Origin of the sequence: Gordonia sp. (in: high G+C Gram-positive bacteria), from assembly GCF_047600385.1 — a bacterium.
Classification (GTDB): Bacteria; Actinomycetota; Actinomycetes; order Mycobacteriales; family Mycobacteriaceae; genus Gordonia.
This window is the reverse complement of the sequence record NZ_JASGKZ010000001.1, coordinates 2,587,676-2,600,760: the sequence shown is the minus strand read 5'-3', so window position 1 is coordinate 2,600,760 and position 13,085 is coordinate 2,587,676. Positions and strand designations below refer to the sequence as shown.

12 protein-coding genes and 1 pseudogene are annotated in these 13,085 nt (G+C 71.5%); 6 read left to right on the top strand and 7 right to left on the bottom strand.

Going from position 1 to position 13,085, the window contains the following annotated elements; translation table 11 throughout:
• Nucleotides 1-15: 15 nt before the first annotated feature.
• The 5 genes from QM809_RS11765 to QM809_RS11745 form a co-directional block, all read right to left on the bottom strand.
• Complete coding sequence (locus QM809_RS11765) at nucleotides 16-825, bottom strand: hypothetical protein (protein WP_415045975.1); 810 nt, start codon at nucleotides 823-825, stop codon at nucleotides 16-18.
• Nucleotides 825-1,868 (bottom strand): 16S rRNA (cytosine(1402)-N(4))-methyltransferase RsmH, encoded by a 1,044-nt coding sequence (rsmH, locus tag QM809_RS11760; protein WP_415045974.1) that lies wholly within the window; start codon nucleotides 1,866-1,868, stop codon nucleotides 825-827. The genes QM809_RS11765 and rsmH overlap by 1 nt, the downstream gene beginning before the upstream one ends.
• 212 nt (nucleotides 1,869-2,080) lie before the next feature.
• A complete protein-coding gene (gene mraZ, locus QM809_RS11755) occupies nucleotides 2,081-2,518 on the bottom strand; it encodes a division/cell wall cluster transcriptional repressor MraZ (RefSeq protein ID WP_415045973.1) in 438 nt (145 codons plus the stop codon).
• 411 nt (nucleotides 2,519-2,929) lie between these two features.
• Nucleotides 2,930-3,331: a DUF3040 domain-containing protein gene (locus QM809_RS11750; protein ID WP_415045972.1), complete on the bottom strand. Its 402-nt coding sequence runs from the start codon at nucleotides 3,329-3,331 to the stop codon at nucleotides 2,930-2,932.
• 154 nt (nucleotides 3,332-3,485) lie between these two features.
• Complete coding sequence (locus QM809_RS11745) at nucleotides 3,486-3,932, bottom strand: SAV_6107 family HEPN domain-containing protein (RefSeq protein ID WP_415047066.1); 447 nt, start codon at nucleotides 3,930-3,932, stop codon at nucleotides 3,486-3,488.
• A 169-nt stretch (nucleotides 3,933-4,101) separates the two neighbouring features.
• Between QM809_RS11745 and QM809_RS11740 the strand changes: the two genes are divergently transcribed.
• Together QM809_RS11740 and QM809_RS11735 are read left to right on the top strand one after the other, a co-directional pair.
• On the top strand, nucleotides 4,102-4,773 hold the full coding sequence (locus QM809_RS11740) for a GNAT family N-acetyltransferase (RefSeq protein WP_415045971.1): 672 nt from the start codon (nucleotides 4,102-4,104) through the stop codon (nucleotides 4,771-4,773).
• 4 nt (nucleotides 4,774-4,777) lie between these two features.
• Nucleotides 4,778-5,686 carry an LppM family (lipo)protein gene (locus QM809_RS11735; RefSeq protein WP_415045970.1) on the top strand — a complete coding sequence of 303 codons (909 nt, stop codon included), beginning with the start codon at nucleotides 4,778-4,780 and terminating at the stop codon, nucleotides 5,684-5,686.
• 77 nt (nucleotides 5,687-5,763) lie between these two features.
• On the opposite strand, the pseudogene QM809_RS11730 reads toward QM809_RS11735, so the two are convergent.
• Nucleotides 5,764-6,673: pseudogene (locus QM809_RS11730) on the bottom strand (methylenetetrahydrofolate reductase).
• 206 nt (nucleotides 6,674-6,879) lie between these two features.
• Between QM809_RS11730 and QM809_RS11725 the strand changes: the two are divergent.
• The 4 genes from QM809_RS11725 to QM809_RS11710 all read left to right on the top strand — a co-directional run bounded on the left by QM809_RS11725 (nucleotide 6,880) and on the right by QM809_RS11710 (nucleotide 12,197).
• Complete coding sequence (locus QM809_RS11725) at nucleotides 6,880-8,016, top strand: polyprenyl synthetase family protein (RefSeq protein ID WP_415045969.1); 1,137 nt, start codon at nucleotides 6,880-6,882, stop codon at nucleotides 8,014-8,016.
• A 126-nt stretch (nucleotides 8,017-8,142) separates the two neighbouring features.
• A complete protein-coding gene (gene crtI / locus QM809_RS11720; RefSeq protein WP_415045968.1) occupies nucleotides 8,143-9,651 on the top strand; it encodes a phytoene desaturase family protein in 1,509 nt (502 codons plus the stop codon).
• 28 nt (nucleotides 9,652-9,679) lie between these two features.
• Entirely contained in the window at nucleotides 9,680-11,269 is a 1,590-nt protein-coding gene (mptB, locus tag QM809_RS11715; RefSeq protein ID WP_415045967.1) for a polyprenol phosphomannose-dependent alpha 1,6 mannosyltransferase MptB, read from the top strand.
• Nucleotides 11,262-12,197 (top strand): phytoene/squalene synthase family protein, encoded by a 936-nt coding sequence (locus QM809_RS11710; RefSeq protein WP_415045966.1) that lies wholly within the window; start codon nucleotides 11,262-11,264, stop codon nucleotides 12,195-12,197. Before mptB ends, QM809_RS11710 begins: the two co-directional genes overlap by 8 nt.
• A gap of 506 nt (nucleotides 12,198-12,703) precedes the next feature.
• Here the strand turns inward: QM809_RS11710 and QM809_RS11705 are convergent.
• The gene (locus QM809_RS11705; RefSeq protein ID WP_415045965.1) at nucleotides 12,704-13,072 is read right to left on the bottom strand and encodes an Rv2175c family DNA-binding protein; all 369 of its coding nucleotides are present in this window, start codon (nucleotides 13,070-13,072) and stop codon (nucleotides 12,704-12,706) included.
• Nucleotides 13,073-13,085: the final 13 nt, after the last annotated feature.

Genomic DNA, 13,085 nt, shown 5'->3' with positions numbered 1-13,085 from the left:
CATCCTCTCGTTCGATCAGCGGGCTTCGGGGAGGTCACTGCCCGGGACGGCGGCGTTCTGCGGCAGGACGTTGGGGGTCGGCGTCGGCGTCGTCATCGTCGGCGGAGCGACCTCGGGTGCCGCGGACTCCGGCACCGCAGGCTCGGGCACCGCGGGTTCGGTGGTCGTGGGCTCGGGGGTCGCGGGTTCCTGCGACGTCGCAGGGGCCGGGTTGCCCGCGAGCCCGCCGGAGTCGTCGACCTTGTTCGGGTCGATCTCCGTGACCGGGTCGGGGGTCGGGTTCAGCGAACCGAGCCGGCTGCCGTCGGACGGGGCGAGCCTGCCCTTCAGCCGTGCCTTGCCGTCGGGTCCGACGACGAGCTGCGGACCGGCGGCGCCCGGCGCCCCCGGGACCATGCCCAGCTTGGCCGCCTTGTCGGCCAGCTCGGGCGACGAGTCTCCGGCATCGGCGGCGTGCTGCAGGCTGTCCCGCTTCTCGGTGAGATCACGGTTGGTCTGCCGGATCGACTCCAGCGCGTACGAATCCTGCGCGGCGGTCGTCGACAGGAACAGCGTCAGACCCAGCGCGCCGATCACCAACAACACGATCGGCACGATGAACGGGACGTCGGCCAGACCGGAGAGCACACCGGACGGCTTGACCGCGACCGGCTGCGCGGCGCGGCGCGGCGGCCGACTGCCCGGCGCCCGCGTGGCGCGGACGTCGTCGCGGTTCGACGACGTCCGGGCCGCCCCGGGTCTGCGGGCGGTGCGGGTCGTCGCGCCCTGGGCGCTCCGCCTGGTGGCATGACGCACGGTGGCCCGGCGATCGTCGATCAGCGTCATCACCGGCTCCCTTCGTCGTCCGGAGCGATTCGTTCGATGGCCCGCACCCGGACCGGAGCCGACCGCGGGTTCTCCCGGCGCTGCTGCTCATCGGCCTGTTCGGCGCCGCGGGTCACCAGGGCGAAACGTGCCGCGGTCCCCGGCAGGTCGACGGGCAGGCCCACCGGAGTGGTGTTCCGGACGGCCTGCGCGAAGTCCCGCTTGACGATGCGGTCCTCCAGCGACTGGTAGCTCATCACCGCGAGGCGTCCACCGACATCGAGCAGGTCGAGGGCCGCGGGCACCACCCCGCGCAGCGAGTCGAGTTCCCGGTTCACCTCGATGCGCAACGCCTGGAAGGTGCGTTTGGCGGGGTGCCCGCCGGTGCGGCGGGTCGCGGCCGGGATGGTCGCGTACAGCAGTTCGACGAGGCGTCCGCTGGTGGTGAACGGCTCTTGTTCACGGGCCCGGAGCACCGCGGACGCGATCTTCCCGGCGAACCGCTCCTCGCCGTACTCGCTGAGGACCCGGGCGAGGGACCCGTGGTCGTAGGTGTTGAGGACGTCGGCGGCGGTGAGTGCGTCGTCGGCGTTCATCCGCATGTCCAGCGGGGCGTCGATCGCATACGCGAAACCCCGCTCGGCCTGGTCCAGCTGCATCGACGAGACGCCGAGGTCGAGCAGGACGCCGTCGACGGCGGTGAGCCCGGCGTCGACGGCCACGTCGGCGATCTGGTCGTAGCGGGCGTGGTGCAACACCGCCCGGTCGCCGAACGACGCGAGTCGCGCACCGGCCACGGCCAGGGCGTTCTCGTCGCGGTCGATGCCGTGCACGGTGAGTCCGGGCAGCCGGGTGAGGAAGAGTTCGGTGTGACCGCCCGCCCCCAGCGTGCCGTCGATCAAGACGGCCCCGGAGCCGTCCGGCGCGTGGCGGGTGAGCGCGGGAGCGAGCAGTTCGTACATCCGGTCGGCCATGACCGGGATGTGACCGTGCTCGCCGGACCGGGATTCCGGCTCCGACGGGGATCCGGGCTCACCGGAGGGGGATTCGGGCTGATCGCTCATCACTGCACCCCTCCCCTGTGGTCGACTGCGCACCGTGTCCGGCGCGCGATGCTCCCTGTACTCGCACGGATCGCCGGATCATCCGGCTGAAGAATCGGCGCTGCGGTGAGGCGGGGTCCCCGCCCGAGTCGCACCTGACGCTGGGGAAGTACGCCAGGGTCGGCCGGGCTGAGGCCTCGCCTCACCGCAGCGGTCCAGTTCTTCATATGTGTTCAGAGAATCGCGTCCAACGCGGCCGAGCCGCCGGCCGCGAAGGCCTCCTCGTGGGCTGCCTCGTACGCCGCCCAGCGCGCCGCGTCCCAGATCTCCAGGTGGTCGTACTGCCCGGTGACCACGCACTCCTTCTGCAGTTGGGCCCAACCGCGGAGTCCGACGTTCAGATGCACGCGCCCCTGCCCGTCGAGATTCTGCTCGTCGGCGCCCGCGAGCATCAGTCGGACGAACGCGCGCGCCGCGGGATCGTTGCGCGATGCCGCGTTCACCTTCGCCGCGGTGGCCTCGAACTCCTCCGCGGGGTACACCGACAGGCTGTGATCCAGGCCCTTCGTGACCACGACCCCTCCTGACAGTGCGTTACGAAACTTCGCGGGCAACGTGAGTCGCCCCTTGTCGTCGAGCTTGGGTGAGTACGTGCCGACGAAGCCAGCCACGCCGTCACCTCCTGACCCGGCGCCGACAGGAAGGTACCGGGTCCCTCCCTGTCGATGATCCCCACATTACCCCACTTTCCCCCACTTTCCATCCACTCCACCCCACTCCTGCACCACCAGCCACAAAAGTCACTGGTCACAGGATTCCTGAGAGAACCCGGCACCGGGAGAAACATAGCGTCCACCTCACACCGCCACCGCATCCAGTGTGTCGGAAGCATACGGATGTGACGGGTGAGGCGGGTGATCTCACCGTGGTGGGGAGAAGTGGGTGGTCCGGGTGGGGAACGGTGGGGAACCGCGAGGCCACGACACCGCGTGGTGCGGAGAATGCGAAACGGGGCCGCGGTCTCTGCACGAGACCGCGACCCCGAGTGTCGCTCGCGACCGTCTCCGGTCGCGGTGGATCGGTCAGCGACCGTCCTGGTCGAAACGCTTGTTGAAACGGTCCTCCATGCGCGAGGAGAACGAGTCCCGCGACGGCGCCCCCTGCCCCGCGCCCGTCCCGCGGGCCCCGCCGGACGGCACCGAGCCGCCGTGCGGCGTGAAGATCAGCAGCAGACCGCCGGCGAACATCACGAAGAATCCGACCAGGCTGATGATCGGGAACTCGCCGATCCGCACGTCGACCATGATCCCACCGACCAGCAGCCCCAGTCCGATCAACAGCAGCAGGGCGGCCTGCCACCGACGCCGACCATCCGGGCGGCCTACGCGCTGCTTACTGACGCTGGAGACGAACTTCGGGTCTTCGGCGTAAAGCGCGCTCTCAATCTCATCGAGCATCCGCTGCTCATGCTCCGAAAGCGGCACCGCGCTCCTCCCTTACTGTCCGGTGGTGTGGATCGACGCACACTCGTCGACCGCTGGGTTCCATGATAGAAGCTCGACAGCCTCACGACCACTATTACCCCAAGCATCCGGAAGCTTTCCCGCAGACGCCGAATCGACCCGCTCGAGCACCCCGTCAAGCACCCAGTCTGCGGGCCGCGCGCCCCGCACTTCCGAGCCGCCCCTGTTCGTAGGCGAGCAGGCTGGCGTCGGCGGCGTCCAGGAACTCGGCGGCCCGGCGCTCGACACGCGCGCAGAGCATGTCGTCGACCCGGCGCACCAGACCCGTCTCCACCTTCGAGCGCATCGCCGACAGGCCACCGAAGTACTCGGCGAGTTCGGTGTACTCCGGCGCGACCGCCGTGATGCGACTCCAGGCATCGCGCGCGTTCCGGCGGCGACGCACCGGCCCGGCGGGTTCGTGGAGCGCCAGCACGGCACCGGAGGCCCGGAGGGCGGCCAGATAGAACTGCCGGAACCGCTCGGCGCCGTCGTCGTGCACCCGCGACGCCTCCTCGAAGAGCACCTCGGCGCGCTCGAGCAGGTCACGACTGCGATGCACCACGTGCGGATCGGCGATCATGATCACGCACCCCCTTTCGTCTTCCGTTGAGAGCAAGATCTCACGACCCTCTGACAATTCCGGTCGACGACGGGGCACGGCCCGCTCTCGGCCCCCGCTTCGAGTCCGGCTAATCTCTCGGAACGCGCGATGTGACGCGCATGCCGGCGACGAGAAGGGCGGAATCACGATGTCGATGCGGCTGATCGACCTGCCCGCCGACGACGCCCACCTCTGGCTCGAACCCGCGGTCCACACCTACGTCACCGCGATGCGCTATCCGAAGGGCACCGAGTTCAATCGGATCGGGCTCTGGCGCGATCATCTGCGCCGCCCCGGCTGGCGGGCGGTCGGCGCACTGACGACCGTCTCGGCGATGGATCTGCTGCGGCCCGGCCACGCACGACTGCGGGTGGAGGCGCCGTGGACCCTCGAGCGCGAGGTGCTGGTCGGCGTCGCCTACGGGTACACCGGATATCCGGATCAGTGGTGGAACCGGCAGCTGCGGACCGGACTGGCCGGCCGCGGGTGTTCGCGCGAGCACATCGAGGCGGTCGCCTCCGACTACTTCGAGCTCACCGAGATCCACGTCCATCCGCTCGCCCAGGGCCGAGGTCTCGGGCAGGCGCTGCTCACCACGCTGCTCACCGACCGCCCGGAGTCCCGGGTGCTGCTCTCGACGCCGGAGGTGCCGGGCGAGGAGAACCGCGCGTGGTCGCTGTACCGCAGGCTCGGCTTCGGCGACGTGCTGCGGCACTTCCTCTTCGCCGGAGATCCGCGCCCGTTCGCCTTCCTCGGACGCGATCTGCCGCTGCCGCCGACACCGCTTCCCGCCGACGCGGCGCCGACTCTGGCACGATGACACCGTGCCATCTCTCCTTCGACGCCCGGATCACGGCCACCCGGACCGCCGCCGCGCCCGCCGCCTGCCGGTTCTCGCCGTTGTCGCACTGCTGACGCTCGTCCCCCTGCTCGGCGGCTGCATGACGCGCTCGGAGCACGTCGGCGACCAGTACTCCGGGTACATCATCGTCGCGGCCACCTCGGCCAGCTCCCCCACGCGTCCCACGTTCGACGTGCCCAACTCGATGCTGGGGTCGATCGGCATCACGGACTTCTCCGCCGAGAAGGGCGCCGCCGCCGACTCTCCGTCCGCGGGCAAGGTCGGCAGTCAGCTCACCTACTCGAACCTCAGCGCCGGCCAGTTCGCCCAGCTCGGCGACATCGTCTCCACCGCGCTCGGACACGGGGCGACGGTCGATCTGAGCGCGACCCGCAGCGGCAGCATCGTCCGGCTGCGCGGCGGCGCGTCGTTGACCGAGCTCTCGCCGCGCAACGACTACCTCTCGATCACCGTCGACTTCGGCGGACCGGTGGTGGCCACCAACGGCGAGCGGGCGGGCGAGAACTCGATCAACTGGACTCCCGAGCCCGGGCAGAACGCCGATTTCAACGCCGACGCCGAATATCCCGACCCCGCCACGGCCGCGCTCCCGAGCTGGACCTGGCTCATGGTGCTGTCGTGCCTCGCCGTCTCCGGGCTGGTCGCCGCCGCCGCCTACCGTTCCCGCGACCGCACTCCGCGGTACGTCGATCCCGAGCGCGCGAACGCACCGCAGAGCGCATGGCACCCGCGCAGAATCCTCGAGGCGATCGAGAAGCGCCGGTCCGGGACCGGCGCGAAGAAGAAGACGGACGACGACGCCCCGGAGGCGGAGACCGGAGACGACGACGAGCCCGCATCGGCGGAGAGCGCAACCGCTCAGCGCGACTGATCCGGCGGCGCGGCCGACATCCGGCTCACCGACTCCCGCCGGGGCCGACACCCGTCACGCCGCAGCGAGGGGCGTCCTCACACCGGTGCGAGCGCTCCACGCGTGTCGACGCCGATCCGCTCCAGCACCTCGCTGGTCGCCCGCGCGAAGTTGAGGCTGCAGAAGTGCAGGCACGGAGCGCCCTCGGCGATCAGCCGCTCGGACATCTCGGTGCACAGGTCGATGCCCGACGGCGCGCACGGCCTCGCGGTCCTCCTCGGGGCCGTCGCCCGCCGCCGCGGCCAGCCGTTCGGCCACCGCGGTCGGAAGCACGCTGCCGGAGAGCTGGACCATCCGACGCACGCTCGCGAGCGAGGTGATCGGCATGATCCCGGGGATGATCGGCTTGGCGCCCTGTTCGGGGTCGGCGGCCACCACGCGATCACGCAGCCGCAGGTAGTCCTCGACGTCGAAGAAGATCTGCGTCACCGAGTACTCGGCGCCGGCGCGCAGCTTGCGGACCAGGTTGCCGGTGTCGGCGGCCAGGTTCGGGGCGCGGTGGTGGCCTTCGGGGAACGACGCGACGCCGGTGTGGAAGTCGCCGAGCGAACCGATCAGTTCCACCAGCTGGTTCGCGTACTCCACGCCTCGCGGATGTCTGACCCATTCGCCCAGCGGATCACCGGGCGGATCGCCGCGCAGCGCGAGCAGATTCGTGATCCCCTTGTCCGCGTACGCGCCGATCAGGCCGCGCAGTTCGTCCACGCTGTGGTTCACCGCGGTCAAGTGCGCCACGGTGGTCAGCGTCGTCGACGTCGCGAGTTCGCCCGCGATGCGCACGGTCCGGTCGCGCGTGGACCCGCCCGCCCCGTAGGTCAGCGACACGAATGCGGGGTTCATCCGCTCGAACACCCGTACCGCGTGCCACAGCCGGGACTCCTCCTCCGCCGAACGCGGCGGGAAGAACTCGACGGAGAAGGGCACGGGTCCGCGGTGCGGAGCGGCCAGGCGCTCGACGACGGTCTGCTGCCCGGTGGTATCGGCGGAAGGTGCGGTCACGCGATCATGTTACGGGCGTACCGGTTCGGCGCACGACTCGCCGAACGGGTTTTGCGCAGACCTCGAAGGGGCGTTGACGCACCGCATGTGATCGGGTAGACACCCGTCTCTCACGGCTTCCCGACCACCGGGACCACCCCGGTAGGCTTACCCGCGTGTTGAGTCAGCAGCAGGTCCCCGGCGCCGTCGAATCGGTCCTGCAGGACTTCTTCTCCGCCGCCGCGACGTCCCTCGACCGGATCTCCCCGACCGTCGCCCGGACCGGTGTCGCCCTGGCCGAGTTCGTGCTGAACGGCGGCAAACGGATCCGGCCGCTCTTCGTCCACGCCGGCTGGCGCTGCGCGGTGACCGCCGACCGGGCGCCCGGCGACGCCGCCGACACCGAGGCCCTGATGGTCCGGACCGGCGCGGCGATCGAACTCATCCAGGCATGCGCCCTGGTGCACGACGACATCCTGGACCGCAGCGACACCCGGCGCGGCAACCCCACCGTGCATCGGCGCTTCGAGCGCGTGCACCGCGAACTCGGCTGGGCGGGCGACGCCGCCCACCACGGCTCCTCGACGGCGATCCTGCTCGGCGACCTCGCCCTGGCCTGGGCCGACGATCTGGTCCACGGCTACGTCCCGGTCTCCCCCTCCCCGAGCCCTGCATCCCGCTCCCTGAGCTCCGTCGAAGGGTCCCCCGAGCCCCTGCCCGTCGCGGCCGGACGACTCTGGTCGCTGATGCGCACCGAGGTCCTCGGCGGCCAGCTCCTGGACATCACCAACGAGGTCTCCGGCGACGAGTCCGTCGACGCCGCCTACCGCGTGATGGAGTACAAGACGGCGGCCTACACCGTCGCCCGGCCGTTGGAGATCGGCGCGGCGCTCGGCGGCGCCTCGCCCGACCTGTCGGCGGCGCTGCGCCGCATCGGCACCGGTCTCGGGCTGGCCTTCCAGATGCGCGACGACGTGCTGGGCGCCTTCGGCGATCCGGAGCAGACCGGCAAACCGTCCGGCGACGACCTGATCGCGGGCAAGCGCACCGTCCTCATCGGTTCGGCGCTGGCGAACTCCGCTCCGGCGACCGCCGACGCGCTCCGCGGGCTGCTCGGGCGACCGCTGTCCGACGACGAGCTGACCGCCGCCCGGACGATCCTCACCGAGTCCGGGGCGCTCGCCGACGTCGAAGCCCAGATCGACGCGCACCTGTCGGCGGCGCTGACCGAGATCGACGCGCTGCCGACGGCCGACGAGGCCCGCGACGAGCTCACCGCGCTCGCCCACCGCATCACCCATCGTCACACCTGACCCGACCGCCCGCGGGAACCGACTCCCGGCGGGCTCCGGCGTGCCCGCGGCCGCCCGTCCGACCCGCCCCGCGGCGGATCCACCCGAGCCCCCGACCGCCCCGATCCCGAGACCCCGGAGACACCCATGACTCCTGATCCCCATGTCGTCATCATCGGCGCCGGACTGTCCGGTCTGGCCGCGGCCGCCCGCCTGCGCGGCCGCGGCCACCGGGTGACCGTGGTCGAGTCGGCCGACACCCCCGGCGGACTGGTCCGCACCGAGACCGTCGACGGTCACCGCTTCGACACCGGCGCCACCATCCTCACCATGCCCGAGCTCGTCGTGAACCCGATGGTCGAGCTCGGTCTCGATCCGGCCGAGGCCCTCGCCCGGCTCGCGCTGCGCCCCGTGGACCCCGGCTACGTGATGAACTACGCCGACGGCACCGGCCTGGCGCTCCCCCACGACGCCGCGCAGATCCCGGGCGCCGTCGCCGCGGCGTTCGGACCGGCCGCGGCGCGCGGCACCGAGGAACTGCTCGGCTGGCTGCGCGAGGTGTACGACGCCGAGTTCGACGTCTTCATCGACCGCAACTTCGACGGTCTGTCCGACCTGGGCGATGCCCGCACCCGGAGCGCGGCGGCGCGGCTGGCACAGCTGCACACCCTCGGCGGCCTGACCGGCGCGGTCGCACGGTTCGTCGACGACGAGCGGGTGCAGCGCGCGTTCACCTTCCAGGCGCTCTACGCGGGCGTCCCGCCGCATCGGGCGCGGGCGATCTACGCGATCATCGCCGACATGGACATCGGCCGGGGCCTGTCGGCGCCGGCGGGCGGCATGGGCCGGATCGGCGAGGTCCTGGCGGGAGCGCTCGCCGACGCCGGCGTCGTCTTCCGCTACGGCACGCCCGCCCGCGGACTGACCCGGGACGGCGCGCGGACCGTGTCCGGCGTCGTCGTCGACGGTGAGACGATCCCCGCCGACGCGGTGATCGCGACCGCCGAACGCGATGCCGTCGCCGCACTGCTCGGAGTGCGGCCGCGGCGCAGGCTGCGGTACTCGCCCAGCGCCGTCGTCGCGCACGGACTGCTGCCGGTCGGGGTCACCGACGCCTGGCGATCCGGACACCACACCCTCGACTTCGGGGCGGCGTGGACGCAGACCTTCGCCGAGATCACCGGTCGGCGCGGGAAGCCGATGACCGACGGCTCGTTCCTGATCACCCGCAGCGCGGTGAGCGATCCGGACACCTTCGTCGCCGACGGCCACGAGTCGGTGTCGGTGCTCGCCCCGACCCCGAACCTGGACAGCGCACCGCTGGACTGGGACGTCGTCGCCCGGCCGTACGTCGCCGAGGTGCTGGGCACTCTGGCCGCGCGCGGCTACCCCGGGATCGATGCGATGAAGGTCCTGCGGACCGATCATCCCCGGACGTGGCTGCGGGCCGGGCTGCCGGCGGGCACCCCGTTCTCGGCGGCGCACACCGTCGCCCAGACCGGGCCGTTCCGGACCCGCAACACCTGGCCGGGCACCGACAACCTCTTCCTGGCCGGCAGTGCGACGGTGCCCGGCGTCGGCATCCCGCCGGTGCTGATCTCCGGCGGTCTGGCCGCCGACCGCGTCGACGCGCTGCTCGCCGCCGCGGCCCGCTGACGACTCGGCGCCTGCGAGAATGACCGGCATGGACACGTCGCGCCCCGCGCCCGAGGCCCCCGCCGTCGGCGCCGACCGCCCGACCCGGCCCCGCCCGCACCCGGACGCGGTCCTGGGTCTCCTCGGTTCGCTCATGCTCTCCGTCGGCACCTACGGGCTCGCCGACATCCCCCGCAACGACGCGACACTGGCCGACCTCGGCCTGGCGCCGTTCACCTACGGGCACGGCAAGACCCTCGCCTGGCTGATCTTCTGGGGCGGCGCGCTGGCGATGGTGATCGCCTGGGTGCGGATCGGTCGGGCGCTGAACCTGCACCGCTGCACCCTCGACCTGCGCGCCATGCGCTGGACGGTGGTCGCGTGGGCGGCGCCGATGGTGTTCGCGATCCCGGTGTTCAGCCGCGACGTCTACGCCTACCTGGGGCAGGCGATGGTCCTCGCGCAGGGTTTCGACCCGTATCTCGACGGTCCCGCGCACCATCCCGGGCCGATCGTCGACAGCATGGCCCAGATCTGGGCGCCCACCACCTCGCCGTACACCCCGCTGTTCGTGCTCATCGCGCGCGGCGTGGTCGGGGTCGCCGGGGAGAACGTGTGGCTCGGCGTGTTCCTGATGCGCCTGATCCTGCTGATCGGTCTGGGACTGTGCCTGTGGGCGCTGCCCGCGCTGGCGGCGCGCTTCGGATCATCGTCGCGCACGGCGCTGTGGCTGGTGCTGCTGAACCCGATGCTGCTGGCCCACCTGGTGGCCGGGGCGCATCTGGAACTGCTCATGATGGGGTTCCTCGCCGCGGGCACGGCGGTGGCGGTGTCCGGCAGACCCGTTCCCGGGCTGCTCCTGCTGGGGGTGGCCGCGTCGATCAAGATCACCGCGGCCGTCGCGATCCCGTTCGTCCTGTGGATCTGGCTCGACCGGCTCCGGTCCCGGCGCGCGGTGACCCCGCGCGATCGGGTCGGGGTGTTCGCCGCGACGGCGCTGATCCCGACGGCCGTCTTCGGGCTGTTCACCGTGCTCCTCGGTCTCGGGGTCGGGTGGCTGCACGGGCTCGCCTGGGCGTCGCGCATCATCAACCCGTTCTCCCTCCCGACGCTGATCGGCCACATCGTCGCCTACGTCGCCGCACCGTTCCACGTCTGGAATCTGCAGGAGGTGCTGCCGGTGACGCGCGGCATCGGCTCGGTGGTGCTGGCGGTGCTGCTGGTGTGGCTGTGGTGGCGGTTCCGCGCCGACACCCGCAGCGCCGTCGCCGGAGCCGCGTGGGCGATGCTCGCCGTGCTGCTGCTGGAGCCGTCGACCCTGCCCTGGTACTACGTGTGGACGCTGGTCCTGGCGATCGCGTTCCCGCTCCCGCTGTGGGCGCGGCAGATCGTGGTCTGGGCGAGCGTGCTGTTCCTCATCGTGTTCCAGCCGGACGACTCGATCGTCTTCTACAAGCCGGTCGAGTCGCTGATCGCGCTGTCTCTGGCGGTGCTCGCCGCGCTCTCGCTGCGCCGGGCCGATCCGCTGCGACTCGGGGCCGCCGCCCGGTGGGCCTTCGCCGTCGGGCCTCGGGACGGGTCGACCCCGCAGACTCCGGCCGCCGCCGGCCCGGCCGGGGGCGGTGCCGCCCATGACTGACGACGGGTACGCGCTCGCCCGGGCGCTCACCGCCCGCGCCGGACGCACCTACTATCTGGCTTCGGCGCTGCTGCCGCCCGCGCATCGGCGCGGCGTGTTCGCGCTGTACGGTTTCGCCCGGATGACCGACGACGTCGTCGACGGCACCGAGCACCCCCCGCGGGCCCGGGCCGCCGCGCTCGACGCGATCGAATCCGGACTGCACGCGGCCCTGTCCGACACGCCCCCGGAACCCGGTTCCCCTGCGGAGACCCTCGTCCCGGAGCAGTGGAGCCTGCTGGGCGCGCTCGCCGACACGGTACGACGGTTCGGGATCGACCCCGCCACGTTCGACGCCTTCCTGCACTCGATGCGGATGGACGTGCCCGGGACCCCGGAGTTCCGCCACCGGTACCGGACTCTGGCCGAACTGGCCGAGTACACCCATGGTTCGGCGGCGGTGATCGGACGGCAAATGCTGCCGATCCTGGGCGTGGACGCCACCGCACCCGACCACGCGCGGACCGCCGCCGGCGCCGAACTCCTGGGCGAGGCCTTCCAGTTGACCAACTTCCTGCGCGACGTCGGCGAGGACCTGGACCGCGACCGCATCTATCTGCCGCTGGACGAGCTGGCGGCGTTCGGGGTGGACGAGGTTCTGCTGCGCGCCGACAAGGCGTCCGGGACGACGAGCCGTCCCACTCGGCGGGCGCTGGCCCACCTGATCGCGATCAACCGCGACCAGTATCGGCGGACGCGTCCGGCCGTCGTCGCGCTGCCGCCGAGGACCCGGCCGGCGATCGCCGCGGCGGCGGTGTCGTACGAGGAGATCCTCACCGCGATCGAGGCGTCGGGGTACGAGGTGTTCGCGCGCCGCGCCGTCGTGCCCCGGCGTCGACGACTGCGACACACGGCATGGGCGGCCGCCACCGCGGGCCGACGCCTCTGACCGGCTCTCCGCCCAGCGGAGTCTGGTGACGAACACCGGCCGTTCGACACGCGACCTCGTTCCTCCGCTCGGGATCTCGACTCCGCTCGATCAACGAGGGGTGCTCGATCGACGAGGAATGCTCGATCACCGAGGTGGTGTCGCCCATCGAGAGGCGCCGCCGGTCATGGAGGGATGCCATCGTTCGCGGAGGGGCGATCTCGACTCCGCTCGATCAGCGAGGGGGCTCGATCAGCGAAGTATCTCGCCGGTCGAGCGAAGTCGAGACCATCTTCCGCTGGTCGAGCGAAACATCCCGACGGTCGAGCGAAGTCGAGACCACACAGAGGGCATCCCAGAACGCCCTCTGGCATCGAGTGAGGGGCAGGACGACGATTTCGCGTCGAACGTCTCCGCACGACACGCGCCCTCCTCGATTCGAGTGCACTGTCTCGAGGATGTCGCGTGGCGAGGACCAGTGAGACCGAAGATCGTCGTCCTGCCCCGCCCCACTCAGAGCCAGGCGATCAGAACGCTTGGGCCTGCGCCCGCCGGATCACCTCGCGCGCCGAATGACTGTGCAGCGCCTCGGCCGGGCACAGCCCCAGATCGTCGTGGGTCTCGAAGAACCAGGCCAGGGCCTCGTCGCGGGTGTAGCCGCCGTCGAGCAGGATGGTCACCAGGCCTTCGAAATGCTTGGCCAGTCCGCCGTCGTCGCCGAAGAACAGGGCCGGGATCACGGGTTCGCCGGCGCGGGACGCGGCGAGCAGATTGTGGTCGCGGATCAGCGTGCGCACCCGGTTGGGCGAGACGCGCAGCCGGTTGGCCGCCTGGTCGAGGGACAGCACCTCGGCGTCGTCGGGAAGGATGCCGAGGGACAGCGGAAGGGAACTCACGTCACGGAACCCT